Origin of the sequence: Streptomyces sp. NPDC046805 (assembly GCF_040645355.1) — a bacterium.
Lineage (GTDB): Bacteria > Actinomycetota > Actinomycetes > Streptomycetales > Streptomycetaceae > Streptomyces.
The window spans coordinates 31896-57859 of the sequence record NZ_JBEYYC010000036.1 but is presented as its reverse complement, the minus strand read 5'-3'; the positions used below and the strand labels follow the sequence as shown (position 1 = coordinate 57859).

22 protein-coding genes are annotated in these 25964 nt (G+C 69.8%); 3 read left to right on the top strand and 19 right to left on the bottom strand.

Going from position 1 to position 25964, the window contains the following annotated elements:
- Positions 1–13 precede the first annotated feature (13 nt).
- The 3 genes from ABZ910_RS30835 to ABZ910_RS30825 all read left to right on the top strand — a co-directional run bounded on the left by ABZ910_RS30835 (position 14) and on the right by ABZ910_RS30825 (position 3233).
- Positions 14–1168: a hypothetical protein gene (locus ABZ910_RS30835; protein ID WP_361371439.1), complete on the top strand. Its 1155-nt coding sequence runs from the start codon at positions 14–16 to the stop codon at positions 1166–1168.
- An 88-nt stretch (positions 1169–1256) separates the two neighbouring features.
- Complete coding sequence (locus ABZ910_RS30830; RefSeq protein WP_361371436.1) at positions 1257–1535, top strand: hypothetical protein; 279 nt, start codon at positions 1257–1259, stop codon at positions 1533–1535.
- A 15-nt stretch (positions 1536–1550) separates the two neighbouring features.
- Complete coding sequence (locus ABZ910_RS30825; RefSeq protein ID WP_361371433.1) at positions 1551–3233, top strand: serine/threonine-protein kinase; 1683 nt, start codon at positions 1551–1553, stop codon at positions 3231–3233.
- A 19-nt stretch (positions 3234–3252) separates the two neighbouring features.
- Here the strand turns inward: ABZ910_RS30825 and ABZ910_RS30820 are convergent, their stop codons facing one another.
- The 19 genes from ABZ910_RS30820 to ABZ910_RS30730 all read right to left on the bottom strand — a co-directional run bounded on the left by ABZ910_RS30820 (position 3253) and on the right by ABZ910_RS30730 (position 25956).
- Complete coding sequence (locus tag ABZ910_RS30820; RefSeq protein ID WP_361371430.1) at positions 3253–4119, bottom strand: helix-turn-helix domain-containing protein; 867 nt, start codon at positions 4117–4119, stop codon at positions 3253–3255.
- Positions 4120–4300: 181 nt separating this feature from the next.
- Positions 4301–4441 (bottom strand): hypothetical protein, encoded by a 141-nt coding sequence (locus tag ABZ910_RS30815; RefSeq protein ID WP_361371427.1) that lies wholly within the window; start codon positions 4439–4441, stop codon positions 4301–4303.
- Positions 4442–4579: 138 nt separating this feature from the next.
- Positions 4580–6148: an amino acid adenylation domain-containing protein gene (locus ABZ910_RS30810; protein WP_361371424.1), complete on the bottom strand. Its 1569-nt coding sequence runs from the start codon at positions 6146–6148 to the stop codon at positions 4580–4582.
- Positions 6141–6428, bottom strand: coding sequence for a phosphopantetheine-binding protein (locus ABZ910_RS30805; RefSeq protein ID WP_361371421.1), 288 nt, complete (start codon positions 6426–6428; stop codon positions 6141–6143). Before ABZ910_RS30805 ends, ABZ910_RS30810 begins: the two co-directional genes overlap by 8 nt.
- A gap of 17 nt (positions 6429–6445) precedes the next feature.
- Positions 6446–7735 (bottom strand): aminotransferase class I/II-fold pyridoxal phosphate-dependent enzyme, encoded by a 1290-nt coding sequence (locus tag ABZ910_RS30800; protein WP_361371418.1) that lies wholly within the window; start codon positions 7733–7735, stop codon positions 6446–6448.
- Positions 7736–7754: 19 nt separating this feature from the next.
- Entirely contained in the window at positions 7755–8504 is a 750-nt protein-coding gene (locus ABZ910_RS30795; RefSeq protein ID WP_361371415.1) for a thioesterase domain-containing protein, read from the bottom strand.
- A gap of 71 nt (positions 8505–8575) precedes the next feature.
- Positions 8576–10111 (bottom strand): AMP-binding protein, encoded by a 1536-nt coding sequence (locus ABZ910_RS30790; protein WP_361371412.1) that lies wholly within the window; start codon positions 10109–10111, stop codon positions 8576–8578.
- A 25-nt stretch (positions 10112–10136) separates the two neighbouring features.
- Positions 10137–10724, bottom strand: a complete 588-nt coding sequence (locus ABZ910_RS30785) for a TIGR00730 family Rossman fold protein (protein WP_361371409.1) — start codon at positions 10722–10724, stop codon at positions 10137–10139.
- On the bottom strand, positions 10721–11890 hold the full coding sequence (locus ABZ910_RS30780) for a Zn-dependent hydrolase (RefSeq protein WP_361371406.1): 1170 nt from the start codon (positions 11888–11890) through the stop codon (positions 10721–10723). Before ABZ910_RS30780 ends, ABZ910_RS30785 begins: the two co-directional genes overlap by 4 nt.
- 13 nt (positions 11891–11903) lie before the next feature.
- A complete protein-coding gene (locus ABZ910_RS30775) occupies positions 11904–12944 on the bottom strand; it encodes an ornithine cyclodeaminase (protein WP_361371403.1) in 1041 nt (346 codons plus the stop codon).
- The gene (locus tag ABZ910_RS30770) at positions 12941–14470 is read right to left on the bottom strand and encodes a condensation domain-containing protein (protein ID WP_361371400.1); all 1530 of its coding nucleotides are present in this window, start codon (positions 14468–14470) and stop codon (positions 12941–12943) included. Before ABZ910_RS30770 ends, ABZ910_RS30775 begins: the two co-directional genes overlap by 4 nt.
- Positions 14467–15630 (bottom strand): class I SAM-dependent methyltransferase, encoded by a 1164-nt coding sequence (locus ABZ910_RS30765; protein WP_361371397.1) that lies wholly within the window; start codon positions 15628–15630, stop codon positions 14467–14469. The genes ABZ910_RS30770 and ABZ910_RS30765 overlap by 4 nt, the downstream gene beginning before the upstream one ends.
- Before the next feature lie 279 nt (positions 15631–15909).
- Positions 15910–17280 (bottom strand): amidophosphoribosyltransferase, encoded by a 1371-nt coding sequence (gene purF / locus ABZ910_RS30760; protein WP_361371394.1) that lies wholly within the window; start codon positions 17278–17280, stop codon positions 15910–15912.
- A 104-nt stretch (positions 17281–17384) separates the two neighbouring features.
- Positions 17385–18992, bottom strand: coding sequence for a citramalate synthase (gene cimA / locus ABZ910_RS30755; RefSeq protein WP_361371391.1), 1608 nt, complete (start codon positions 18990–18992; stop codon positions 17385–17387).
- Between the two features lie 110 nt (positions 18993–19102).
- Positions 19103–20107 carry a cysteine synthase family protein gene (locus tag ABZ910_RS30750; RefSeq protein WP_361371389.1) on the bottom strand — a complete coding sequence of 335 codons (1005 nt, stop codon included), beginning with the start codon at positions 20105–20107 and terminating at the stop codon, positions 19103–19105.
- Positions 20108–20133: 26 nt separating this feature from the next.
- Positions 20134–20340: an MbtH family NRPS accessory protein gene (locus ABZ910_RS30745; RefSeq protein WP_361371386.1), complete on the bottom strand. Its 207-nt coding sequence runs from the start codon at positions 20338–20340 to the stop codon at positions 20134–20136.
- Positions 20337–21575 (bottom strand): MFS transporter, encoded by a 1239-nt coding sequence (locus tag ABZ910_RS30740; protein WP_361371383.1) that lies wholly within the window; start codon positions 21573–21575, stop codon positions 20337–20339. Before ABZ910_RS30740 ends, ABZ910_RS30745 begins: the two co-directional genes overlap by 4 nt.
- Complete coding sequence (gene panD / locus ABZ910_RS30735) at positions 21572–21988, bottom strand: aspartate 1-decarboxylase (protein WP_361371380.1); 417 nt, start codon at positions 21986–21988, stop codon at positions 21572–21574. The genes ABZ910_RS30740 and panD overlap by 4 nt, the downstream gene beginning before the upstream one ends.
- Positions 21970–25956: an amino acid adenylation domain-containing protein gene (locus ABZ910_RS30730; RefSeq protein WP_361371377.1), complete on the bottom strand. Its 3987-nt coding sequence runs from the start codon at positions 25954–25956 to the stop codon at positions 21970–21972. The genes panD and ABZ910_RS30730 overlap by 19 nt, the downstream gene beginning before the upstream one ends.
- Positions 25957–25964 lie beyond the last annotated feature (8 nt).

Genomic DNA, 25964 nt, shown 5'->3' with positions numbered 1-25964 from the left:
GTGCCAGCGGAGCATGAGCACGGTATCGGCGATCCCGGAACATCTCATCCGCTACGCCGCCGCGTGCACGGTGGGCGCGGACCAGTTCCAGGCGTGGGTCCGCACGGCGCTGACACCCGCCATGCGTGAGTACGAGACGAGCGCCGGTGCCGTGGTGTGCAGCGCGCTGGACACGGACGTGGCCCGGCAGATCGCCGCCGCCTTCTACACCGACCGCAACGTCAGGATGGCCGGCCTGGCGTTCATGTCGACGCAGCACGGGAATGTCGCCGTCCGCGATCCGAAGTCGCCGCTGTCCGCCTCCGACCAGGCCGTGAACGCGAGTTACAAGATCCTGGAGCAGCGGGCGGCGCAGCCGGTCGCCACGCCGAGCCCCCGGCCCGGCCAGCCGCCCGTGCCGCCCCACCAGCCCCAACTCTCCGACGGCGTCTGGGATCTCGTACCCCCGCCCATGAACCTCTCCTACGAGCTCCAGGACGCGTACGGCTACACCCTCCCGTACACGGATCCGAACGGCACGAAGTACTCCCGCCGCGCGGACGCCGTGCTGAGCTGGATCGAGGCACACCAACAGACGATCAACGAAGAGGCACGCAGACAGGGCATCGATCCGCGGGCCATCGTCGCCGCCATCGCCTGGGAAGCACTGGTGAACGTGCACCCGTACAACCCGATTCCACCGACATCGCCGGTGGGGGCCAGGACATCGGTCGGCCCCGGCAAGGTGCACATGAACACTGCTCTGGTGAAGTACGTCGAGGAGCACGGATACATGCCCCGCGTGAGCCTGGCGGAGCGCGAACGCATCCTCAGCACCGAGGAAGGGTCCATCAGATACATCGCCGCGATCATGCGCGCCAACGCTGATGCCACGGAGCGCGCGGGATACGGCCGCTACCACCCCCGCGACAACATTCCGCTGCTCACCCAGGTGTACCAGGGCGGTACCCCTGGCAGGGGCCAGGACAGCGACCCGGGAACCTGGGAGCAATACCTTCGCGGCAAGCAGGGCAAGGACATCCACTTCGAGAACGACATGGCCAAGTGGTCAGCGGAACATCCGGAGTTCCTGAACGACGCCCTGCGCCCCTGGCAGCCGGGGGACGCGCCGCCACCCCAGCTCCGCACCCCGACACCAGGTCCCGGGCCCAGCCCGACGCCGAGGTGACGAGGTGACGAGGTGCTTCCGGGACAACCACGCCGAGCGCCGACGGACTTGCGCTCTCCGCCCATGACAACCCAGGAGTGACATCACCATGGCAACCGTAAAGTCGACCGACTTCGCACACGCCGAGGCCACCAAGATGCTGAGCCTCATCAACAACCAACTTCCCGGCCTCATCCAGCAGTTGAACAGCCACGGCCAGCAGCTCAGCGACCCCAACCACTGGGACGGGCCGCTCGCGCAGAAGTTCCGGGGCGAGGTGTGGCCGCAGGCCAAGGGCGACCTGGACCGGATGAAGGCGTCGCTGGAGCAGCTCCAGCACCAGGTGCAGAAGATCCTCACCAACATCGCGCACGCCGGCGGCGCGTGAGCGGGTGGCCGCACGATGCTGCCTGAGCCGGACCCCGCTCACCCCTGGACCACGGAGCTGACCGCCGCCGACCTCGAACGGCTCGGCGCCGAGCCGCTGCGCCGGACGGACCCCACGGCGATCGGACCGTTCCGGGTGCTGGCCCGGCTGGGCGGCGGCGGGATGGGCCGGCTGTTCCTCTGCCGGGCAGCCGCGGCGGACGAGTCACAGCCGGCCCCGTACGGGACGCAGGATCTGGTCGCCGTCAAGGTCATCCGGCCGGAGTACGCCGAGGACTCCCGCTTCCGGCGCCGCTTCGAGCGCGAGGTCGAGGCCGTACGGCGGGTCCACGACCGGTACACCGCCGGGCTGCTCGGCTCCGGGTTCGACGAGGACGAGCAGCTGTGGATGGCGACCGCCTTCGTCCCGGGCCTCGGCCTGGACGACGTGGTGCGCCGTCACGGCCCGCTGCCCGCGCCGGTGGTGTGGCGACTGGCGTACGAGATCGGGCAAGCGCTGGCGACCATCGAGGCCGCCGGGATCGTCCATCGCGACCTCAAGCCGTCGAACGTCCTGCTGGCCCCGGACGGCGCACGGGTCATCGACTTCGGGGTGGCCCACACCACCGACGCGAGCGCGCTGACCATGACCGGCCAGGCCGTGGGCACCCCCGCCTACATGTCCCCGGAGCAGGCGGGCGGCCGGGAGGTCACCACCGCCTCGGACGTCTTCTCCCTGGGCTCGGTGCTGGCCCTGGCGGCCACCGGCCGGGCGCCCTTCGGCGAGGGGTCGTCGGGCGGCGTCCTGCACAGCGTGATCTATGAGCAGCCGAGCACGGACGTCGTCGACCGGGTCGCCGAGTCCGATCCGGCGCTCGCCGCTCTCGTACGCCGCTGCCTGGACAAGGACCCCGCCGCGCGCCCCACCCCGCAGCAGGTCGCCGACGAGGCGCGGGAGCACGATCCGGCCGAGCAGTGGCCCGGGCCGATCGCGGAGGTGATCACGGCGCGGGCCGCGTGGCGCGGCCGGACCGCGGCCGTCTCGCCGATGGACCAGCTGACGGTCGTACGCCGAGGAACGCCCGAGCAGACGGTCGACGAGAAGCCCAAGCGGCGACGGCGCCGCGCCCTGGTCCTGGCGGCGTCCGCGGCTGTCGCGGCGGTGGCCGCGCTGGCGGTGGCCTTCGCCGTCCCCCACGGGAACGCGGTGCGCGAGGCCGGGTCCAAGTCCCCGGCCGGTGCCACACATTCGGCGTCGCGGTCGCCGCATCGCACGCATCAGGCGTCGTCGGCGAAGCCGTCCGCGCGGCACACCGCGGAGCGACCCCCCGCCACCGTCACGGCCCAGCCGGCCCCGGGCGCCGGAGGAAACCCCGTGCCCGCCCCGCCCCCGGCCCCGGGCAGTCAGAAGCCGCAGCCGACCAAGGTCGTCACCGCCGCCCCGAAGCCGCCCCCGCGGACGACCTCCAAGCCGCGGCCGTGGGCTTCCTGCCGGTACTACTCGGGGACCGCCCTCACCAAGTACGGCGACAAGGGCGACCGGGTCCGCGAGGTGCAGTGCATCCTCAAGGCCCGCGGGTTCGACATCGGTCCGTCCGGCGTCGACGGGGACTTCGGTCCCGACACCAAGACAGCGGTGGAAAAGTTCCAGCGCGGCCACAACCTCCACGTCGACGGCATGGTCGGCGAGGACACCTGGCCCGCCCTCCGCGGACCTTGACGGATGTCGAGCCGGGTGCTCAGGAGGCATGTTGGGCGAGCGCGCACCGTCTGCGGTACTCCCCCGGCGCCACCCCGTACGCCTTCTTGAACGTCCGCCCGAACACCGCCGCGTCCGTGAACCCCCACCGGGCCCCGACCTGGCCGACGCTCAGCTCGGCCACACGCGGGCTGGCCAGGTCGGCCCGGCAGTGCCCGAGTCGCCGTTCGCGGACGAACCCGCCGACGGTCAGCCCGTCCTGCTGGAAGAGGTGGTGCAGATAGCGCACCGAGATGTGGTGGGCGTCGGCGATGGTCTTCGGCGACAGCTCGGGATCGCCCAGACGGCGGTCGATGTACCCCTTGACCTCGTGCACCAGCGCGCCCTGACGCGAGGGCGCCAGTCCCTCGTCGGGCGGCGCCTCCGTACCGGCGAAGAACGCGACGGTCAGATTGACCGCCGCCCACCCCAGCCACGCCGCCTGTACGGCGTCGACGTCGGACGCCTGCCCCGCGAGCCCGTCCAGGAACCGCGCGAGCAGCGCGCCCGGACCGGTCGTCGCCGCCAACGGCCGTACGACCAGGGCGCGCAGCACCTCGTACGGTACGGGCAGCGTCCGGGGCGGCACGCTCAGCACGGTCATCCGGGTGGGCCGCAGCGGGGGCACCTCGGCCGACCGCGCGGCGAACAGCCCTGACGGCTCCCACAGCACCAAGCAGCCCGGCTCCACGCGCGTGACGTCGCGCCGGCAGGAGCCGACCACCAGCGGGCCGTCCGACGCGAGCGCCAGGTGCCAGGCACACGGTTCGTCACACGGGACGCGGTGCCAGACGGCATCGGCGAAGCGGAGCACGGAGACCCGTACGGGCCCGAGCTCCGCTTCGGTGCACAGATCGGTCGGTGCCACGCGGGCAGACGGCGGTGGCGTACGTAAGGCCGTACACATCGGCATCACAGCTCTTTCCCCCGGTTATCGGCGCGGCTTCAGTGTTCCCACTGCCGCGCGAGGCCGCCGCGCCTCGCCTGCGTTCCGCGCGACCCCAATCAGAGTGACACGAGCGATCGGTGCGCGTAAGCCCATCGCGCGCTCAGGTCCCGGCCGCGCGCTGCTGCTCGGGCGCTCCGGCATACCGGAAGGTCACGGACAACGACTCGGCGACCTTGCCGTCGCCCCGGGTCGCCGCGTACGGCTCGGTCCAGGAGCGGGACTGTCCGACGGCATCGTGCACTCCTGGTTCCTGGACCCGCCCCTCGACCTGGACGCCGAGGTGCGGGCCGCCAACGGCGACACGTACTTCCTCAACGACGTCTCGTCCTGGGAACTGCGCTCCGAGGCGGTGACCACCGTCCCCAACCTCTTCCTCGCGTCAGGGCCGGCCGCGCCGGGACTTCTTCGCCAGCCTGCGCAGTTCGGCCTGGTCGGCCTTGCCGTTCGCCGTGACCGGGAAGCGGTCCAGCCTGCGTACGACCCCGGGAACGAGGTAGCCCGGCAGGACCCGGGTCAACGCCTTCCGTACTGCATGCTCGTCGGGACCGTTCCCGGTGTGTGAGTCGGCGCTGCTGTCCGCCTGTTCCGCCACGTAGAACAGAGCGAGGCCGCTGATCTGGCCGTCCGGACCGCCGAGCGTGACGACGAGACACTCACGGACGCCGTCGACGGCCCGGGCGGCGATCTCGATCTCGGCCAGCTCGATCCGGTATCCGCTGATCTTCACCTGCCGGTCCCGGCGGCCCCGGAAGTGCAGCACGCCATGGTCGTCCCTGAAGCCCAGGTCTCCGGTGCGGTACATGCGGACCGGGGTGCCGTCGACGAGGACGGTGGGGAACTTCTCGGCCGTCATCTGCGTCTGGTCCAGGTAGCTGACCGCAAGACCAGTTCCCTCGATGCACACCTCGCCGATCTCGCCCGGCGCACACGGCATGCCGGTCTCCGACAGGATGTGCACGGTGGTGCCGGGCACATCGCTGCCCACCGGAATGCCCTCCGCGATGTCGCAGTCCTCGGGCTGTACGAGGTGGGTCGTGGTGAGCATGCAGTTCTCGACGGGGCCGTAGCCGTTGCGCAGCGGGATCGACGGGTGGCGTGCCAGAAAGCCGCGGACGTGCGCGGGCGAGAGCTTCTCGCCCCCGATGAGCACGTGCGTAAGGCCGGCGAAGCAATCCACGTCCTCGTCGACGAAGAGGTTGAAGAGCGAGGTGGTCAGCCACAGGGTGTCCACGCCCGCATGACGGATCGACTCCCGCAGGGAGCCCGGCATCAGGTGATCCCCTGGTACGAAAACCGCGCATCCGCCGCTGCTCAACTGCCCCCACAGCTCGAACGCGTACATGTCCCACGCGATCGCCGCTGCCTGAGGAGTGGCGTGCCCCGGTCCGAAGCCGTCCAGCCCTCCCTCACCGAAGAGCCGCGTCACGGCCTGGTGCGGGACGACCACGCCCTTGGGGCCGCCGGTGGTACCGGAGGTGAAGAACACGGTCGCCGGATCGGCGGGGGTGACAGCCGCCGGAGTGAAGCCCGGTGCGCGTGCGGCGACGTCCCTCACGTCCTCGGCCTCCAGGGGGAGAACGCCGGCGTCTCCCGCACTGACGTCGGCGGGACCGGTCACGACGATCTTGGGCGCCGTCTGAGCGAAGATCGCTGCCCGGCGCTCGTCCGGCCAGCCCAGGTCGATGTTCGCGTAGGCCGCCCCGCACTTGAGAACGGCGAGCTGCACGGCGATCAGCTGCGGGGAGCGTGGGAGGGCCAGCGGGACGATCTGGCCGATGCCGACTCCGCGCGCGGAGAGCACCGCGGCGTATGCGTCCGATGCCGCGTCGAGGGTTCCGTAGCTGATCGCCTCGCCGTCGTGGCGTACTGCCGGAGCATCCGGGCGTGCCGCGGCATGCAGGGAGAAGGACGCGTGGATCGGCGGAGCGGCTCCGCTCGTCTCAGACATGCGTCTTCGCCGCCTGAACGCGCAGTTCCTCGACGAACTCGTGCAGGACGTCGTTGGAGAAGAGCCACAGCGGGAGTGCCTTCAGCCCCAGTCTGAGTTCGATGCGGGCACAGATGCGGATCGCCTGGAGCGACGTTCCGCCGAAGTCGTAGAAGCTGTCGCCGCGGCTCACCCGGTCTATCCCGAGCACTTCCGCGACGATGTCCGCGACCGCCTGTTCAAGCTCCCCTTCCGGAGGCTCGTAGGCGGCGTCCACCATCTCTTCACGGCTGTCGGCCATGGCAACACTCCTCGCTGTCAGGGGTTTGCGGGCACGCGGGTCCGCCCGGCGTGCAGATCGCTCAGCGTCTGCCCGATCACCTCGACACCCGCGACCAGCGTGGCCGCGTCGGGGGTGATGCTGACGCGGAAGCACTGCCGGGGGTGCCGACCCAGGCCGGTGCTGTTCTCGGGGTCCGTGAAGAAATGCCGGCCCGGCACGACGAAGACCCCTCGCTCCTTCAGCTTCTGATACAGCGTCAGGTCATCGAACCAGTCCTCGTCCACCCAGACCCAGAAGAACATCCCGCCTTCGCCGACGTGCAGTCGCCAGGCGACGCCCTCCGGGAGGCTCTGGAACAGCAGGGACTCGACGAATTTACGGCGATGCGCGTAGAACGGGCTGATCGCGGTCTCCACCAAGGTGTCGAGGACGTCCGACTTCAGCGCCAGTGCCAGCGCCGACTGCACCAACTGAGGAGCGTGCAAAGTGGAGTTGGCGAGGAACGAGACGATCGGGTCTATGTATCGCTCGTCCGCGATCGCAAAACCGAGACGTTCGCCCGGCAGACCCGCCTTGGAGAGGGAGAAGCAATGGACGACGTGGTCGTGCCGAACCGGCGCGGTGATCGCGTTCCCGATGCGCGGGAACGGCGCCCCGTAGGCGTTGTCGATCACAAGCGGTACATCGTGGGCCTCGGCGGCGGCGATCAGGCTCCCGATCTCGTCAGGGGTCGCGCAGCGCCCCGCGGGGTTGCTCGGGCTCGACAGCAGCATCAGCCCGACGTCCCTCTGGCGCTCGATGGCGGGCAGATCGAAGAGGTAGCCGAAGGAGCGTCCGGCGTCCTGTATCCGCAAGAGCGGTTCGACGCCGACGATCCCTCCCGGGGTCATGTTGAGGCCCTGATAACCGGTGTAGTCGGGCACCATCGGCAGGACGATGGTGCTGTCGCGCTCGTCCCCGGAGCCGGTGAACAGTGCCGCGGCGATGAAGCAGAGCATCTGGCTGCCCGGGCCCACGACGACATTCCGGGGTCCGATGCCCCAGTCGTACCGGTCGTTGAAGTACTCGACGATCGCGTCGATGAGCCTGGGCAGGCCGCGTGAGGGCCCGTAGCGGCAGCTCGTGTCTTCGAAGGAGTCGTCGAGTGCGCGGATGGTCATCCGCTTCCAGACGTTTCCGACCTCGGGTATCGCCGCGGGGTTTCCGATTCCCAGGTTGAGCCACTGTCTGCCGGTGGAGGTCCCCATGGAGGTCGCGATGTCCTCCATGATCCCCCGCAAGCCGGACAGACTCGCCATCTTGTTTCCCGCTCGGGACAACTCCACGGCTCACGATCCTTTCCGATCACTGTCGATACGCGAGGAGGGCTTCGACCATGTGGGTTTGGACCGCTGCCGCGTGATCGAAAACGGCGAAATGCCCCCCTTGGAGGGCGTGCAGCGTGAACTTCTCCGATGTGTGCACGTGCCACGGTTCCATCCGGGATACGCCGGCTCCCCGGTCGTCGATGCCGGCGAACGCCGTGATCGGAATGTCCAGCGGGTCCTCAGGGACGTACGCGTAGTCCTCGTTGACGGAGAAATCCGCGGCCAGCAGCGGCTGAAGGAGTTCGAGCAGGCCCGGATCGGCGAGGACCTCCTCGGGCGTTCCGCCGAGCCGGCGCAGGAAGTCCGTCAGCTCGGCCAGGCCCATGGCGGCAAGGTCGTGCCTCGTCATCGGGAACTGCGGTGCGCACCGGCCGGACACGAACAAGTGCACCGGTAACGGCCCGTTGGCGCGCCGCAGTTCCCGCAGCACCTCGAAGGCACAGAGCGCGCCGGTGCTGTGGCCGAACAGGGCATACGGGGGCGGTACCGATTCCGCTATCTCCTTCGCCAGCGCCCCGGCCAGTGGCCGCACGTCGGTGAACGGCTTCTCCCGGCGCCGCCGCTCCCGTCCGGGAGGCTGCACGGGACAGGCCTTGATGTCCGGCGGGAGGCCTTCTCCCCAGAGTTTGTACACGCTCGCCCCGGCACCCGCGTGCGGCAGGCACAGGAGCCGGATACCGGCGTCCGGGTGTGTGCCGAGCGGCAGCCATGATTCTCCAGTCACCATTTCTCCCCGGACCGACCCTCTCTGGATGTGGCGTGCGAAGGGAATCCATCGGCGTTTCGGTGGGCCCGAGTTCAGCCGTCCTTCTGCCATCGCCGCGCCGTGAGAGCGAGGCGGTCGGTCTTGCCGTTGGCGTTCTTGGGCAGGTCCTCCATGCAACTGAAATGCCGCGGCACCATGTACTGCGGAAGCCGCTCCCGGAGGGTTCGTACGAGTTCGGCTTCGGAGACCGCGGTTCCGGTGTAGGCGGCGGCGAGATCCGTCGCACCGTCGACGGGGGTGATCGCGACCACCGCGGCATCACGCACCGCGGGGTGCCGCCGCAGCGCGTTCTCGATCTCGCCCGGCTCCACTCGGTAGCCGCGAATCTTGATCTGGTTGTCGATACGACCGATGTGGACGAGCGTGCCGTTCTCGACGCGGACGCGGTCGCCCGTGCGGTACCAGTGGTCATCGGTGAGCGGCGCGGTGCCGTCGTAGGACGACATGGCGACGCCGTCGAAGACCGCGAAGCGGTTCGCGTCGTCGGCGGCGTCCAGGTATCCGGGGAATCGCTGCACTCCCCTGACGCACAACTCCCCGTCGGTGGCCGGCTTGCCCGACTCGTCGACGACGATCGACTCCAGGAACGGATGCAACCGGCCGATGGGCACCGTGCCGTTGGAGGTGGCGGGCGGGTCCACCGAGTCCGCCGGGAGGCGGTGGTGGGAGCAGCTGACAGTCAGCTCGGTCGGGCCGTACAGGTTCTCCAGGGCCGCGGAGGGTGCGGCACGTTGCCAGGCGATGGCCTGGTCCATGGTCAACTGTTCGCCGCAGAACAGGCTCCAGCGCAGTCCCGGCATGCTGCCGGGGGCCAAGGTCTTCAGGCGCTGCGCGAAGGACACCACGGAGGGGACCGAGAACCAGTGGGTGAGGCCGCGGTCGTTGACGTAGTCGACCGGGGACATCAGGTCGTCCAGACCCGGGGGCACCACGGTGGCGCCCGATGTCCAGGCCGCGAACAGATCGAAGACGGACAGGTCGAAGGTCAGGTCGAAGTTCTGGGACAGCCGGCAGCCCGGTCCCAGTCCGTAGCGCTCGACGACGTACGCCGCGTAGGCCAGCACGTTTCGGTGCTGGACGGGCACGCCCTTGGGCCTTCCCGTGGAGCCGGAGGTGAACATGATGTAGGCCGTGTCGTCCGGCGCCGCGTCCAGCGGCTCGACGGCACGCTCCGGCAGCGCGAAGACCGCCTGCGCCGTGAGCCCCAGATGGCGGCCGGGCAGTACGTCTTCCCGGCAGGAAGCCGTCTCGTCGCTGAGGACGAGGTCGACCCCGGCCGCCTCGGCGATGGCGTGGTTGCGTGCGATCGGGAAGGACGGGTTCATGGGCACCACGGTCGCGCCCAGGCGCAGAACGGCCAGGTAGCCGAGGTAGGTCAGCGGGCTGCGGGAGGCGAACAGCCCGATCCGCCTCGGTCTTTGGCCGAGTGACTCACGGATCGCGCCGGCCAGCTTTTCCGCGCCCAGGCGCATGTCGTGGTAGGTCAGCCGGCAGTCCCTGAGGTCCACGGCGATGTCGTCGGGACGGTGCGTCGCGATGGCGGCGAACTTCTCGTACAGCGAATACATGACAGCATTCCTCCCCGCGGGTCACTCACGTCCGCCCGTAGCTGACTGCCCCTGCGTATGCCGCCTCCACGGCCGCGATCGCGTCGTCGACGGTGTCGGCCATGCGGACGAGCCGGCGATGCCGGTGCGGCAGGAAGCCCCGCGCCGTCAGGCCGTCGAGCAACTGCGTCAGCGGGTCGTAGACGCCGCTGTAGTTCAGCACCACGCTCGGCTTGTCGTGCAGGCCGAGCTGGGCCCACGTGCTGATCTCCAGTAGCTCCTCCAGCGTGCCGAGTCCGCCGGGAAGCGTGATGAAGCCGTCGGAGAACTCGTACATCAGCGCCTTGCGCTCGTGCATGGACGGGACGACGTGCAGCCTGCCCAAGGGCACCTCGGCGAGCTCGTCCTCGAACAGGCCTTGGGGCGTCACACCGATGACCTCCCCGCCGGCCTGCTGCGCCGCCCCTGCGGCCGCGCCCATGATCCCGGCGCAGCCTCCGCCGTAGACGAGGCCGATATTCCTCGCGGCGAGCGCGGCTCCGAGCTCTCGTGCCAGTTCCAGGTAGCCCGGCTCACTGCCGGGCCGTGAGCCGCAGAACACCCCGATGCGCCGGAGGCTGCGCGGTGTGCTCACCACGCCGCCCTTTCACTGCGTGATCCGGCGACGGACAGGATCGAATCGAGGAGAACCTGCGCTCCCCGGACGAGGAGGGAGTCTTCCGTGTGCTCCAGTGGGCTGTGGCTGACTCCGCCGGAGCTCGGCACGAAGATCATGGCGGCCGGTACTTCGCGGGCGAGTATGCCCGCGTCGTGGCCCGCGTAGCTGAAGAGCGTCGCCGTCGGCCTCTCCGTCGCACAGCACGCTTCCTCGACCAGCTCGCACATGGTCTCGTCGAAGAGCGTCACCGGCTGATGGGACAGCTGGGTCACCTGGACGTCGCAGTGCTCCTGGGCGGCGACCTCCGTGGCGAAGGTGATCAGGTTCTCCCTCGCCTCGTCCAGCTCCTTCTCGGATTCGGCGCGGAACTCGACCGTGAGGTTCGCCGCGCCCGGGACCACGTTGGGCGCGCCGGGCTGGACCTCGATGCAGCCGGCGTTCGCGACCATGCCGGAGGAGACGTCCATGGCGATGTCGCGTACCTGTGCGGCGACGCGTGTGGCGACCCGCCCGGCGTCGGCGCGCAGTTCGAGGGGGGTGGTGCCCGCGTGGTTGGCCGTCCCGTCCACCCTGAGGTGGTAGCGGTCGACGCCCACGATGCCGGCCACAGCGGCCAGTTCAAGCCCCGCCTTCTCCATGCGGGGTCCCTGCTCGATGTGCAACTCGATGTAGGCACGGACGGCTTCCATGTGAGCGCTGTCGCACAGCGCCGACGAGCCGACGAACCCGCCTTGCGACAGCGGCCGGGCGCCCTCCTCGTCCCAGAAGCTGATGACCTGGGCGACGACTCCGGCAGGGTGATCGTGCTCGATGAGGGTCCTGAGCACTTCCATCGCGGCGACGACGCCGTACGCGCCGTCCAACCGCCCGCCGGCCGGGACCGTGTCGGTGTGCGAGCCCACGAGCAACCACGGCGCGACGGCCCGGGCGCTCTGCCCGAGGACGTTTCCCGTCTCGTCGCTCCAGGCCCGCATTCCGCAGTCCGTCATCCGCTGCTTGAGCCATTCCCGCGAGGCCAGGTCGGCCGCCGACCCGGCGATCCGGTCGACTCCGCCGTCCTCGCGGCCGCCGAACGTGGCCAGGGTCGCGAGATCCTCGAGCAACCGCGCACCCGTGATCTTCAGGGTGGTGTCCATATGCATGCTTACGCCTCACCTATCGGGTTAGAAGGTGACCGATGCCCTGCTCGACGGCCTGCTCGTGGACACGGGCGGCGATCGCCACGTCCTCGATGGACATCCCGAAGGGATTGACCACGATGATGTCGTCATCGGTGAGCCGGCCGGGAGCCCGGCTGCTGAGGACCGAGCCGAGCACCGCGTCGACTCGGCGCACCCCTTCGGCGGACCGATCACCAGGGCCGGCGAGCAGGCCCTCGCGGTACATCCTGCCGAGCAGCCGGTGTGGGTCGTCGCGTACCAGCGCCCAGTCGTCCACGAACAGCCGATCGGCGAGGAGGACGGCGTCCGGCAGAAGGTCGTCGAGGGAGACGTGGACCACCACCGCTCCGGGCCGCAGCCAGCTGTGCGGAATGTAGCCCTGTGTGGTCGTCGTGACCGGTACGACGAGGGCCGTGTCGTCGACCGCCTCCTGGCTGGACGACGCCACGGTGAACTCCAGGCCCGCGCGCGTATGTCCACGGCGGAGGTGCTCGGCGAGGGCCTGCGCCTTGGCCGGCACCAGGTCGAAGATCTCGATGCGCTTGAGCTGGGGGAAGCGGCTCGCGATCAGCTCCGCGTGCATCTGCGCGAGCGTTCCGGCGCCCAGGATGGCGCACTTGTCCATCGAGGCGGGCTGGAGCGCCTCGGCGGCGGCGACGGTGACGCACGCGGTGCGCAGGGCACTGATGTACGCGCTCGCCATCACGCAGGTCACCCGGGCGGTCTCGGGATCGAAGAGCATGGTCAGACCGCTGGCCCTGGGCAGCCCGCGGTCCACGTTGCCCAGGCTGGCATTGATGACTTTCGTGCCGATCAATTCGCCCCGGTCGCTGTCCAGATGGCCGGGCATGTTGAGGGTGCGCGCCGCATGACCCGCCGGGCTCTTCCAGCGCATGTGCGCCTCGCTCGCCACCGTAGCCCGGTCGCTCGCGTGCAGAACGAGTGCCTCGCGAACGGCTTCGACGGCGTCGAAGCTCGCGCAGAGTTGGCGGGTCTCCGCCTCGGTGAGATAGCGGATCTCCGTGGGCGCGTTCACGTTGTCCCCTTGGGTATGAGGTCCTGGATCGCGGCGTGTGGCGCGGACGCGGCAGCCGAGACCATCTCGGTGTAGTCGGCGGTCAGGCGCAGGACCGTTTCACGGTGGTAGAGGGCTGCGTCGTAGTCGATCCAGCCCTGCGGCCGGTCCTCGGACTCGTCGAGTTGGAACACCAGGTCGTATCTGGTGTGCTCGGCGACGCCCAGGTCCAGATTGACGTCGGCGACGACCTCGTGGGGCAGCGTGAAGTGCCGTGTGACCGGGGGCTGGACGGCCATCATCACTTGCGCCAACGGCTGACGGTCCGGGGGCCGGCGGGGGGCGACCGCGCTCACGACATCGGAGAACGGCACGTCCTGGTGATCCTGGGCCTCGAGTACGCGGCGGTGCACACGCCCGAGGAACTCGGCGAACGGCATCGCGGGCACGGCGCGCTCTCGGATCACGGCGGTGTTGACGAACAGGCCGATGCTGACGGCCTGCGCGGGTGTGCTCCTGCCGGAGACGGGCACGGCGACACAGACGTCCTCCGCTCCCGCCCGGTCGGCGAGCAGCAGCATCCATGTGGCGAGGAGACCGGCGAACTGCGTGGCGCCCTGCGCCCGCGTGACGGTCCTGAGCCTGCCCAGCACGGGTCTCGGCAGGTCCATCGCAACCCTGCGCAGATCGAAGCTCTGGACCGGTGGCCGTGGCCGGTCCGGTGGCACGGTGATCACGTCCGGGGCTCCGGTGAGCCGGGCAGTCCAGAAGTCGAGGGCGGCTGTGGAGGGTGTCGTCGTCGAGGAGGCGGAGGGTTCGGGCTGCGCGGGCGGCCGCTGTTCGACGTGCGCCGAGTAGAGTTCCATGAGCTCGTCGAGCACGAGGTCGAGCGACCAGCCGTCGCACGTCAGATGGTGGAGCACCACGATCAGTACATGACGGTCGCGCGACAGCCGGACGAGGGTGAAGCGAGGGACGAGCGGCCCGTCGAGGTCCACCTTGGCGGTGAGCTCGCGGGCGCGCAGTCCCGGCAACTCGTCGTCGCACGCGGTGACGTGGCTGATCTCCGGCTGGACGCCGGCGACCGCTTCCCGCCGGAAGTCCTCCTCGTCGAACCAGAAGCGGGTGCGCAGCACGTCGTGGCGGGCGACGACGTCACGCATCGCGGCCTCCAGGCGCCAAACGTCGAGCTGCCCGGTGAACTCCAGTTCCGCCGCGACGAGATGGGCCGAGGCGAACCCCATGGTCTGTTCGAGCAGCATCTCCCGCTCGGCGGCCGAGACCGCGCCGGGCCCGGATTCGTCGCCGGTCCGCTCTTCCTCGACGGGGAGCGCGGTGACCAGCGCCCCGGTCAGCGCGGCCACGCTGGTGCTGCGCAGCACCGTGGTGATGGCCACGCGGACACCACATTCCTCGGCCAGGGCCGTCACCAGCCTGAGCGCGGCGAGCGAGTCCCCGCCTGCGTTGACGAAGCCCTGCGTCACATCGGCACCCTCCGGCAGGGCCTGCGCGACCAAGGTGCGGACACGGCCTTCGGTCCCGGTCATACGGCTACCGCCCGCAGGTGGGGGAACTGCGGCGTCGTGAGCTGGATGCGTGCCCGGCGGACGGAGTGGGCGTCGAGGGGCAGGCCGGCGCGGGTGAAGAGTTCTCGCGTCGTCAGGGTGCCGTCGGCCAGCTCCCACAGGGGTCGGACGGTCTCGTCCGGCGGAACGGTGGGCAGGCGGCTCGCTCGCTTCGCCGGTGCGTAGGTCTGCGCTCCGGTGAGGATGAAGCCCTTGCGCATGGTCGACGCGGGCTCCAACACCGCGTCCAGGAAGGCGCTGTCGCGCTCGCTCTCGGTCATCCGCGGCCGGCCCGGGACCGCCGGGCGCAGGTAGAACCACAGCCGGGGTGAGCTGTCCAGCTTGAGGAGGTTCGTCACCTGCCAGCGCGTGCGGTCGTCCAAGGAGTCGTAGCGCCGCTGGATTTCCTCGTCGGGAAAGTGAGTGTCCCACTCGTACGTCCCCGCGGCGGCGTCGAAGGGATTGAGGCAGGGAGCGCTCACCTCCAGACCGCAGCTGTCGGCCAGCGCCCACAACTCGTTCAAGGTGTAGCTCAGTTCCCTGAGGTTCACCCATTCGTCGGCGAACTCCTCATCGGGCTCGTCCAGCGCCGAGACGACGGCGCGCGTCATCGCGTTCTCTTCGGTGAGACCCCGGGCTATGCGCTTGCCGGTGTCGAGCCGTGCGGCGTCGTCGTCCGCCTCATCGCCCAGGAGGAGCCGGACGACCGACTGGAAAGCGGCCGGCTCACGCCGGTGGAACCGGTTGTAGACCATGAGTTCGAGCACGCCGTCGGGGCGCAGGGACCGGGCGATCCGCTCCAGCCCTTCCTCGGGGCGCCTGTTGTGATGGAGCACCCCCGTGCAAATCACGTGGTGGAAGCCGGCGTCGTAACTGGCCTCGGCGAGCGACTCCCGGCGCAGCCTCAGATTGCGTACGCCCAGCGCCCGCGCGTTCTCGCTGCAGATCTCGAGGGACACGTCGGAGATGTCACTGCCGACCACGGAAGCGGAGGGAAAGCGCAGGGCGGTGATGAGCGCCTGGTTCGTGCCGCATCCGGCCACCCAGATCGACGCGTCGGCGGGAATGGCCGTGTGTCCGAAATCCCCGACTCCCTGCGCGACGAACGCCGGATAGAACGAGTCGTCCTCGACCTTGTCCAATCGCGAGGGTTTCCACGGATATGGATATCTGCCATAGAAATTCGCCAGTCGGACCTCGTCCCGGCGCGGGACTTTCGCGAAACCGGTCACGGGTCCTCCAGTCTGTGCCAGCCATTCCAGGATCTCCCCTTCATATTCCGAAGGGCGCGGTCCGTTGTCTTCCTTCTGCGGATTCGATCGCCGTCAGCCGATCTGAGGAGAGGTGCTGGTTCTCCTGAGGGAGGCAGCTCGTCGGCGGGCACACAGCCGGTCGCGGCCGCGCGGGGCACTGCTCCGCGACTACACCGAAGCCCTGTCGTGGGCGGGGGTGGTAGCGGTGGGGTACTCCCCCGTGAAGCAGGCCGTGCACAGCCCGCTGCCCGGCGATCGGCAGACCCGTGTCAGCGCCTCCACCGACAGATATCCGAGCGAGTCCGCACCCAGCAGGCCGGCGACGGCGGGTACCGTCCGGTCGGCCGCGACGAGTTCTTCCCTGGCGGCGATGTCCACGCCGTAGGGGCAGGTCCACATGACGGGTGGTGAGGCGATCCGCAGGTGGATCTCCGCGGCACCGGCTTCCCTGAGCATCCTGATCACCGCACGGGTCGTGCTCCCCCGCACGATGGAGTCGTCGACCAACACCACGCGCCGGCCGTCCACCACATCGGGCACCGGACTGAGTTTGAGCCGCACAGCGAGGTCGCGCAGTTGCTGGGTGGGCTCGATGAAGGTCCGCCCGACGTACCGGTTGCACAACAGGCCCTCCTGGTATGGGATGCGGCTGCGCTCGGCGAAACCCAGCGCGGCGGTGGTCGCCGTGGCGGGCACCGGCACGATCACATCTCCCGGCGCGGGAGCTTCTGCGGCCAGTTCTCGGCCGAGTTCCCTGCGGGTGGCGTGGACGGAGCTCCCGGCGAGGCGGGAGTCGGCCCGCGCGAGGTAGACGTGTTCGAGGGCGCACAGCCGGGGCAGCGCGGGCGCGAATCTGAAGGAGCGCGGACCGGACGGCCCCACGATGATCAGCTCTCCTGGTTCGACCTCCCGCACCAGGCGCGCCCCCACCGCCGACAACGCGCTCGACTCCGAGGCCAGGACCCAGCCCCCGTCGTCCAGCGCGCCGAGGCACAGCGGCCGGAAGCCGTGCGGGTCACGGGCACCGAACAGATGGTGCTCGTCCAGCAGGAGAATCGACCAGGCGCCACCCACGTGGGGCAGGAGGCGCAGGAGGGCCTCGCCCAGCGCCCCGGGCTGCCGGCTGATCAACTCGGCCAGCAGCTCGCTGTCGGACTTGCCGGTGCCGTCGCCCGCGCCGAGGTCGGCGATCGTGCCGTTGTGGGCCAGCGCGAAGGCTCCGCCGTCCGGCAAGGTGCCGAAGAAAGGCTGCGCATGGCCTCGGTCGAGGGATCCGGCGGTCGAGTACCGGGTGTGGCCGATGCCTGCCTCCCCGCGCAGCCAGGTCGTCAGCGCCGGGGCCAGCACCTGGCTGACCAGGCCCTTGTCCTTGTGCCCCTGAAGCCGCCCGCCGTGGGACACGGCGATCCCCGCCGCCTCTTGACCGCGGTGCTGAAGGGCGTGCAGGCCGTATCTGATCAGCGGCACCGCTCGATGCGCGTCATCGGTCCACACGCCGAAGACCCCACACGCTTCCTGGGCTGCATCTGGTCCATGCACGTGGGAGCTCCTCGCAATTCAATCACTGGATTTCTCGCCGGGATTAGAAAGGGATGTCCTGAGGTTTCCGGGGGCGGTTCGCGCGGCCCCGGTGGTGGAACCGCCTACGCCTGCGCGCTGACACCGGCCCGCAGCAGTCCGTACGCGTACGCGTCGTCCAGCGCCTGCCACGAGGCGCCGATGATGTTGTCGGCGACGCCGACCGTGGACCATTCCACGCGGCCGTCGCTGGTGGAGACCAGCACCCGCGTCGTGGACTCGGTGCCGTGCCTGCCCTCCAGGATGCGGACCTTGTAGTCCACCAGCTCGAAGCCCGCCAGCGCCGGGTAGATCCGCTCCAGCGCCACACGCAAAGCCCGATCCAGTGCGTGGACCGGCCCGTTGCCCTCGGCCGTGGCGGTGATCCGCTCGCCCTTGGTACGGAGCTGGACCGTGGCCTCGATGGCGTGCGTGCCGTCCGGGCGGTACTCGGTGACGGCCCGCCACGACTCCGCGCGGAAGTAGCGCAGCGGGTGCCCCGCCGCCTCCTCGCGGAGCAGCAGCTCGAAGGAGGCGTCGGCCGCCTCGTACGTGTAGCCGCACAGCTCCGCCTCCTTGACGCGGGTCATCACCCGGCCGACGAGCTCGCGGTCGCCGCTGAGGTCTGTTCCGAGTTCCTTGGCCTTGAGCTCGATCGAGGCCCGGCCGGCCATGTCGGAGACGAGCATCCGCATGGTGTTGCCGACCTGTTCGGGGTCGATGTGCTGGTAGAGGTCCGGATCGACCTTGATCGCGGAGGCGTGCAGGCCCGCCTTGTGGGCGAACGCCGAGACACCGACGTACGGCTGGTGTGTGGACGGCGTGAGGTTGACGACCTCGGCGACGGCGTGCGAGATACGGGTCATCTCGCGCAGCGCGCCGGGCGGCAGCACACGCCGGCCGTACTTCAGCTCCAGTGCCGCCACCACCGGGAAGAGGTTGGCGTTGCCGACCCGCTCCCCGTATCCGTTGGCCGTGCACTGCACATGCGTGGCGCCCGCGTCCACCGCCGCAAGGGTGTTGGCGACGGCACACCCGGTGTCGTCCTGGGCGTGTATGCCGAGCCGCACCCCGGTGTCCGCCAGCACCGCGGCGACCACCTCGTGCACCCGACTCGGCAGCATGCCGCCGTTGGTGTCACACAGCACGACGACGTCCGCGCCGGCCTCCGACGCCGTGACGACGACGGACTCGGCATACTCCGGATCAGCCTCGAACCCGTCGAAGAAGTGCTCGCAGTCCACGAACACCCGCCGCCCCCGCGTGCGCAGGAACGCCACGGTGTCGCGGATCATCGCCAGGTTCTCGTCGAGCGTGGTGCGCAGTGCCAACTCCACATGCCGGCCGTGCGACTTGGCCACCAGGCACACCATCGGCGCCTCGGACTCCAGCAGCGCGGCGACCTGCGCGTCGTCGTCGACCCGCAGTCCCGCCTTACGGGTCGCCCCGAAGGCCACCAGCCTCGCGTGCCGGAAGTCGATCTCCTTCGCGGCCCGCCGGAAGAACTCGGTGTCCCGCGGAACGGCCCCCGGCCAGCCGCCCTCGATGAACCCGACCCCGAAATCGTCGAGGTGCCGGGCGATGGTCAGCTTGTCCGCCACGGAGAGGTTGATGCCCTCGCGCTGCGCTCCGTCACGCAGCGTTGTGTCGAACACGTGGAAGCTGTCGTCCAGTGGCCGGTGCGGCGCGTTCATGACTGGCTCCAATGGGCTTTCCCTATGGGCTTCGCGTCAAGGCTGGGTCCGTGTCCCGGCCTTCGGGGCTTCGAGCAACGAGCAACGAGCAACGAGCAACGAGCCGGGAGCTACACGAACTCCGGGACCGGCCGCTGCTTCCAGTCCATGCGGGACCAGCCGGGGCCGACCTCGCCCGGGTCGCTCACCTCCACCGGCACGCGGGGCTCCTGCCTCAGGTAGGCGCCCTGGCTGCGCAGCCAATCGTCGGAGTAGACCGTGTCCTGGTAGCGGAATCCCTCGTCGGGCAGCAGGACGACGACACGGGCCCCGGGGTTGGCGGCCGCCCACCAGCGGGCGACCAGGTACGCCGCTCCGCTGGTGCCGCCCATGAAGAGGCAGTGCCGCCGGTACAGCTGCCGGGTGGCACAGAACGCCTCGGGCGCGTCGACCCAGTGGACCTCGTCGAACATCGTGGGGTCCAGCACGGACGGCCGGATGCTGCTGCCCATGCCGCGCAGCAACCGCGGTCCTTCGGGCGCGCCGAAGAGCACGCTTCCCGGCGTGTCCACGCCGACGAGGCGCACCTCGGGTGACGCCGCGCGGAGAAAGGCCGTGGTCCCGCAGGTGGAACCGCCCGATCCGACCGTTCCGACCACGCAGTCCACCTCCCCCATCGCCCGCAGCATGGAGTCGGCGGCGAGGCCGTACGCCTGGGGGTTGTCCGGGTTGCTGTACTGCGAGGGCGCGTAGTGCCAGGGGTGGCGCTGCTGCAGTTCCCTGACCCGGTTGAGCCGGGCCTGCTGGATACCGCCGCGCGCCACGGGCTGGGAGACGAGACTCACCTCGGCGCCGAGCGCGGTCAGGCGGGCTTGCATGTGTGTGTCGATGGCCTGGTCGCCGACGATGGTGCAGGCGTAGCCGCGCAGCCGGCTGACCATCGCCAGCGCCAGCCCCATAGACCCGGACGTGGTCTCGATCACCCTCATGCCGGGCTGGAGTTCGCCCCGCTCCTCGCCCCGGCGCAGCATGTGACAGGCGGGCAGCACCTTCATCAAGGAGAAGTACGCGCCGTACAGGCCGCCCTCGAGGTGGATGATGCGAGGTCTCTCCATCGCCTCCAGGACGCTGGGCATGGGCTCCACGATCCCTGCCGAAACCATCATCGTGCCTGCTCTTGCCGGTCCAGCCGACGGCGGACGCTGAGCGGCCGCATGTCGGTCCAGACCCGCTCGATGTGATCGAGGCACTCTTCCCGGGACCCCGATGTGCCCTCGTCCCGCCAGCCGGCCGGGTTCCGCTGGTCGGCCCGCCACAGGGAGAACTGCTCTTCCTGGTTGACGACAACCTTGAACTGGACTTCGCTCATGAGACGGTGGCCCTCTCGGTGCTGATGTGGTCGGGAGGTGGCGGCTGGGCGGCGGCTCGAAGCGCGACGAGGAACGCGAGCGCGGCTCCGGTCCACATGGCGGCGACGAGCGCGAAGACCGTCGCGAGGCCCAGGGCTTGCAGCAGCGGACCGGCCAGCGCGAAGGCGAGGGGGCCCGCAAGGTTCTCGGAGGTGACGACGACGGTCATGACCTGAGGACGGATTCCTTCCGGCGTCCTGAGCGTGACCAGCGTCCCGATGATGGAGCTGTTGACGGGGATGAACAGCCCCGAGACGAACAGGGCCACGCCCACCACGACGGGCGACGGTGTGCTGATCAGGACCCACAGGGGAATGACCACGCAGATCATCCCGACCGTGCCGAGGAATTGGCGCGAATAGCGGGCGAAGGCCATGTAGGCCATGACGCTGCCGAGCGCCATGCCCGCTCCGTAGGAGGTGACCAGGAAGCCCGTGATCTTGGGGTCGGCACCGTAGCGCAGATAGGTGAGCACCGGCAGGGCGGCCATCAGCATGGGCAGGGCGATGCCCATCAGGAACAGAGCGATGCCGAGGTGCTTGATGATCCGGTTGCCGAACACGTACCGCAGGCCCACAGCCATGCCGGTGGGCTCCGCGGAGGGGACCGGCCGACGCTTCGTCTGCCGTCGGACGAACAGCGCGAGCAGGAGGAACGACGCCAAGTAGGTGGCCGCGTCCACCCACATCACGTTCGCCGCGCTCAACAGCCCGATGAGCACGCCCGACAGCGCCGGGCCGGCCAGTGAGCCGAACCTGTTGGCGCCGTCGATCATGCTGTTGCCCTGGCTGATGACCTGCTCGTCCTCGCCGAGCAACTCGGGGAGGATCAGTCGTTGCGAGGAGTAGTACGGCGCGGAGAAGACTCCGATCGCGAAGGACAGGACCAGCAGCAGGGGGAAGGACAGCAGGCCGACCGCGTGGAGGCCGGGGATCAGCGCGACGATGACCGCGCGCAGCAAATCTCCGACGAGCATGGTGCGCAGGACACCGAGGCGTGCCACGACGGAGCCGCTGGGGATGCCCAGCAGCGCCACCGCGAGCACTTCGGCGCCCAGGACCTGACCCATCTTGGTGGGGGAACCCGTGGTGGTCAGCACGAACCAGGGCAGCGCGACCACCGTCATCCACGAACCCATGGTCGAGATGAGCTTGGCCGCGGCCAGGGCGGTCAGGGCACGGTTGCGGAACATCATTCCGCCGTGGCCCTCGGGTCCAGCAGACCGCTGTCGTCGGGGACATTGCCGGGATCGTCCCCGAGGTCGATCATCCGGTTGCGGTCGTCGACGAAGACCACCCGTGGGGCGAGGAGTCCGGCCTGGGCGTCGGGCACACCGGCGTAGCTGATGATGATCACCAGGTCGCCCTCGTGGACGAGCCGGGCCGCGGCACCGTTGATGCCGATGACGCCCGAGCCCGGTGCTCCCTCGATGACATAGGTCTCCAGACGGGCTCCGGTGTCGATGTCGACGACATGGACGAGCTCACCCGGCAGCAGATCGGCCGCACGCATCAGGTCGGCGTCCACGGTGAGGGATCCGACGTAGTGGAGGTCGGCCTGGGTAACGGTGGCGCGATGAATTTTGGACTTCAGCATGGTGCGCTGCATTCCGGCTCCTTGTCGTGTTCGGCCAGACGCTCCAGTACGGCTGCGACGTGGTTGACATTCGGTTCGTCCATGACGGTGAGGTGCTCACCCGGGACCCGGTGGACCTCGACCTTGCCCGCAAGGGCCGCCCAGTCGGCCGCGAGGTCGCGTTCGAGTTCGACCTCGAATCCGTCGTCCGCGAGGAAGAGCTTCAGCTCGCCCGGGTAGGCCGTGGGCCGGTACCGCGCCATGGCTCGGCGGATGGCGGTCGTCACCCTGACCAGGCGCAGGATGGACACACCGCCCGCGTCGAGCAGTTGGGCGGGCAGCTCGCACTCGACGAGCGTGGCCTTCAACGCCTCCTCGTAGGCAGGCGTGGGCCACGGCCGGCCCGTGGCCATCGCGGCCTTGGTCAGCTCGACCAGGCGCTCGTACGCTCCGTGCCTGGCCAGCAGGTGGGTCATCAGGTCGGGGTGGGGCGGGGTGGCGTCCACGGCGCACAGCAGGTCCACACGCTCGCCGCTGTCCACCAGCCGGCTGGCCATCTCGAAGGCGACCATTCCGCCGAAGGACCAGCCTCCGAGCCGATAGGGGCCGTGCGGCTGCACCTTGCGGATCTCGGCGAGGTACGTCTGTGCCATCACACCGACGTCGTCGAGCGGTTCGGAGTCGTCCGTCAGGCCCACCGCGTACAGGCCGTGGAGGCTGTAGTCGGCTTCGAGGAGCTGTGCCAGGGGCACGTAGCGCCGGATGTTGCCCGTGCCTTCGTGGATCCAGAAGAAGGGCCGATCGGGGCCGTCGCCCAACCGCATCAGCGTCGAGCCGGTGACCGCCTCGCCTCGGGGCAGCTCGCCTATGTAGGCGGCCAGCAGCGAGATGGTGGGCAGATCGAACAGTACGCGCAGCGGAAGTCGTACGTCCAGGGCCCCGTTGATCCGGGCGATCACGGAGGTGGCGAGCAGAGAGTGGCCACCGAGTTCGAAGAAGACGTCGTCCACGCCGATCTCCGCCGGATCGAGGCCGAGGACCTCGCCCCAGACGGCGGCGATGGTGTGCTCGGTGTCGGTGCTGGGCAGCTGCCGGTCCGGCCTGGGGTCGGCCTGTGGCCGGGGTTCGGGCAACGCCGCCCTGTCGACCTTGCCGTTCGGGTTCAACGGCAGTGAGTCCAGGGTGAGACAGCGGGCAGGCACCATGTAGTCGGGCAGTCGGCTCCTCAAGTGCCGTTGCAGGTCGGCGATGTCGATGGTGCCGTCACGCGGGACGACGTAACCGACCAGCGACAGCCCGCCCGAGGCGTCCGGCCTGGCCTGTACCGTGACCGCTCGTACGTCCGGGTGTTCCGCGGTCACCTGCTCGACCTCGCCCGTCTCGACCCGGAAGCCGCGGATCTTGACCTGGTGGTCCCGGCGGCCGAGGAGTTCCAGCACACCGTCCTGGCGCCGGCGGCCGAGGTCACCGGTCGCGTACATGCGGCTGCCGGGGTCGGCGGCGAACGGGTCGGGCAGGAACTGACCCGCCGTCAGCCGAGGCCGCCCCGCATATCCGCGGGCGATGCCCGGCGCCCCGATGTAGACCTCTCCGCAGACGCCCGCAGGGACCGGTCTCAGCTGGCTGTCCAGCACGTAGATGCGCATGTTGGGCATGGGGGTGCCGGCCGGCACGAGCGCCCCTGCGGGCAGGGTGATCGGATGTGCCGTCGCCCAGACGGTGATCTCGGTGGGGCCGTAGAGGTTGAGGATCTCCCCGGGGCGGGCGAGAGGGTCGGACAGCAGCCGCTCCAGGCGTACGGGGTCGGGCGGCTCACCGCCGATCATGAGCTGCTTGAGCTCACTGCCGAAGTCGGGGCACTCGTCGGCCATCCGGTTGACGACGGCCACGGTGAGGAAGAGCACGTTCACCTTCCGGCGGCGCAACTCCGCGGCGAGCACGGGGGGTGCGAGGACCGTCTGCTTCGGGATGACCGCGAGGGTGGCACCTCGGATCAGCGTGCCCCAGCATTCGAGGGTCATCGGGTCGAAGGAGGCGTTCACGGTCTGTCCGACCACGTCGCCCGGCTCCACCTGGAGGTAGTCGGCCGTGCACAGCAGCCGGTTGACTCCCTCGTGGCTGACGGCGACCCCCTTGGGCCTGCCGGTCGACCCCGAGGTGTAGACGACGTAGGCCAGGCGGTCCATGTCCGCGGCCGCCGGCCCGGCCGACGCGGCACTCCCCTCCTCCGGGCCCATCAGGTCGTCGAGCGGCAGCACGCGCACCCCGGGCGCGGACAGGGTGGTGTCGCCGCTGTCCACGACCAGCAGTGACGCCTGGGAGTCCGCCAGCATGAACCGCAGCCGCTCCGGCGGATAGCCGGGATCGAGCGGCAGATACGCCCCGCCGGACTTCAGGATTCCCAGCAGCCCGGTGACCAGTTCGGGGCCGCGTTCGGCGCAGATGCCCACCAGCACTTCGGGGCCGACACCCGCGGCCGCGAGGCGCCGCGCGATGCGATCGGACCGCTCGTCCAGTTCCCGGTAGGTCAGCTCGCGCTCTCCGCACACCACGGCCACCTGATCGGGTCGCTGCGCCGCCTGCTCGGCGACCATCTCGTGCAGGGCCCGGTCTCTCGGGTACGACTCGGCGGTGTCGTTCCACGTGTGAAGGACCAACTGCCGTTCGTCGTCCGAGACAATGTCCAGCGATCCGACGGTCGCCTGGGGATCGGCGACTATCCGCTCGGCCAGGCGCTGGAAGTGGCTCGCGATGCGGGCGACCGCCTCGCGCTCGAAACGCCCCTCTTCGAAGGCGAACTGCACCCACAGCCGGCGTCCCGGCACCGCCTTCAGGGTGAGCGGGAAGCCGGTCCTGCTGACGTAGCCGACGGGCCGCAGGTGCAGGGAACTCCCCGCGCCCTGGACCGAGCGCGCCTCGGGCATGTTCTCGAAGACCAGCACGCTGTCGAACAGGGCGGTACCGCGGGGCACCGCGGTCATCCCGTGGAGTTCGGCGATGGAGCTGTACTCGTACTGGCGCAGGTCGAGGTGCTGCGACTGGAGGGAGCGCAGCCACGTGGTGACGGTGGCGTCCTCGGGCACGCCGACCCGGAAGGGCAGCATGTTCAGCAGCAGCCCCACGATGGAGCCGGCGCCGTCCAGCTCGGGTGGGCGTCCGCCGACCACCGTGCCGTACATGACGTCGGTTTCGCCGCTGTACCGGCTCAGCAGGATCGCCCACATGCCCTGGAGCAGACTGTTGAGCGTGATCCCCTGGCCGGCGGCGACCGTGGTCATGCGCTCGGTCAACTGCTCCGACAACTCGATCTCGACGACGTCGACACCGTGCTTGCCCGGGTTCGCCCGGTCGATGCCCAGCGGGGTGGGCGCGGCGAAACCGGCCAGCTTCTCGCTCCAGTACTCCTTCGCGGCTTCCTTGTCCTGCGCGGCGAGCCATTCGAGATAGGACCGGAAGGGGATGCCCGGCGGCAGGGGTTCGGCGTCTCCCCGCTGGAGGGCGGTGTAGCGGTCCACCACCTCGTCCAGGACGATGGCCTCGCTCCAGCCGTCGATCAGCAGGTGGTGCACGCTCATCACCAATCGGTGCGACGCGTCGCCGAGTCGCACCAGCGCCAGGCGCAGGAGTGGCGGTACCTCGGGGTCGAACTCGGCGGCGCGGTCGTCGGCCAGGAAGCGGTCGAGGGCAGCGTCCCGCTCGTCGGGGAGCAGGTCGCCCAGGTCGAGCCGGGCGAAGGGCACCGACACCGACCGGTGCACCAACTGGACCGGTTCCTGAAGGCCGTACCAGGAGAAGCCGCTGCGCAGCACCGGATGCCTGGCGACGACGTCCTGCCAGCTCCGCTCGAGGGCGTCCGCGTCGAGCGGGCCACTGATCTCGAAGATCTCCTGTACGAACCCGATGTCGGACAGGGGCCGGTACATGGCGTCGAAGAGGAGGCCCTTCTGCAGGGGCGTCAGGCCGTAGATGTCCTCGATGTCGAACTGCCGCTTGGTACCCACGTTCTCAC

What these genes read in the sequence shown, in the direction of transcription:
- ABZ910_RS30750 (WP_361371389.1), bottom strand. Translation starts at nt 20,107, where the DNA reads ATGCCCAGCGTCCTGGAGGCGATGGAGAGACCTCGCATCATCCACCTC.
- ABZ910_RS30740 (WP_361371383.1), bottom strand. Translation starts at nt 21,575, where the DNA reads ATGATGTTCCGCAACCGTGCCCTGACCGCCCTGGCCGCGGCCAAGCTC.
- ABZ910_RS30805 (WP_361371421.1), bottom strand. Translation starts at nt 6,428, where the DNA reads ATGGCCGACAGCCGTGAAGAGATGGTGGACGCCGCCTACGAGCCTCCG.
- ABZ910_RS30790 (WP_361371412.1), bottom strand. Translation starts at nt 10,111, where the DNA reads ATGTATTCGCTGTACGAGAAGTTCGCCGCCATCGCGACGCACCGTCCC.
- ABZ910_RS30830 (WP_361371436.1), top strand. Translation starts at nt 1,257, where the DNA reads ATGGCAACCGTAAAGTCGACCGACTTCGCACACGCCGAGGCCACCAAG.
- panD (WP_361371380.1), bottom strand. Translation starts at nt 21,988, where the DNA reads ATGCAGCGCACCATGCTGAAGTCCAAAATTCATCGCGCCACCGTTACC.
- ABZ910_RS30780 (WP_361371406.1), bottom strand. Translation starts at nt 11,890, where the DNA reads ATGCATATGGACACCACCCTGAAGATCACGGGTGCGCGGTTGCTCGAG.
- ABZ910_RS30825 (WP_361371433.1), top strand. Translation starts at nt 1,551, where the DNA reads ATGCTGCCTGAGCCGGACCCCGCTCACCCCTGGACCACGGAGCTGACC.
- ABZ910_RS30795 (WP_361371415.1), bottom strand. Translation starts at nt 8,504, where the DNA reads ATGGTGACTGGAGAATCATGGCTGCCGCTCGGCACACACCCGGACGCC.
- ABZ910_RS30745 (WP_361371386.1), bottom strand. Translation starts at nt 20,340, where the DNA reads ATGAGCGAAGTCCAGTTCAAGGTTGTCGTCAACCAGGAAGAGCAGTTC.
- cimA (WP_361371391.1), bottom strand. Translation starts at nt 18,992, where the DNA reads ATGAACGCGCCGCACCGGCCACTGGACGACAGCTTCCACGTGTTCGAC.
- ABZ910_RS30835 (WP_361371439.1), top strand. Translation starts at nt 14, where the DNA reads ATGAGCACGGTATCGGCGATCCCGGAACATCTCATCCGCTACGCCGCC.
- ABZ910_RS30810 (WP_361371424.1), bottom strand. Translation starts at nt 6,148, where the DNA reads ATGTCTGAGACGAGCGGAGCCGCTCCGCCGATCCACGCGTCCTTCTCC.
- ABZ910_RS30770 (WP_361371400.1), bottom strand. Translation starts at nt 14,470, where the DNA reads ATGACCGGGACCGAAGGCCGTGTCCGCACCTTGGTCGCGCAGGCCCTG.